General features: G+C 63.9%; 1 protein-coding gene. It reads right to left on the reverse strand.

The genetic code is table 11. The features are described 5' to 3' along the window. Positions 1 to 515, reverse strand: a 515-nt coding sequence (locus AC3WR5_RS33505) for a carbohydrate porin (RefSeq protein ID WP_492490121.1), incomplete at both ends; no start/stop codon positions are given.

Consider the following 515-nt stretch of genomic DNA (forward strand, 5'->3'; position numbering starts at 1 on the left):
TGGGTGGCGGTGGCGTAGAAGTTGACCTTGCCGCCGGGGTTGGTGGCAATGTCGTAGAACTCGAAGTTCAGGCGGTTGCCCGGGCGGTTCAGGACGTCGTTGTCGGAGTCGGCCTTGTAGTACGCGAAGCCGAACTTGCCCGGGCCGGCCTTGAAGTCGCGTGCACCGGCGCCCACGCCGACCATGTCGACGAAGAAGGTGTCGACGATGTGCACGTCGCCGCGGCGCCCCCAGGCCTTGCCCATCCAGAAGGTGGCGTCAGGGGCGATGTCGAAGCCCTTGGCCTCGCCGTACATCTGGTTGAACTGCACGCCGGAGCCGTCGTAGTCGGTGCCGCCGTTGTAGTGGTTGGTCATGACGTAGATCTTGGACGAGATGCCGTCCTTGACGAAGTCCTGGCTCAGCGCGAATTCACCATAGAAGTCGCATTCATTGCCCAGTCGGTACTTCATGCCGGCGCTGCCGCCGTTCAGCGCGTAGCAGGCGCGCGAGGTGTTCTTCGAGGTCAGGCCGGG

Source organism: Ideonella sp. FW305-24 (genome assembly GCF_058788035.1).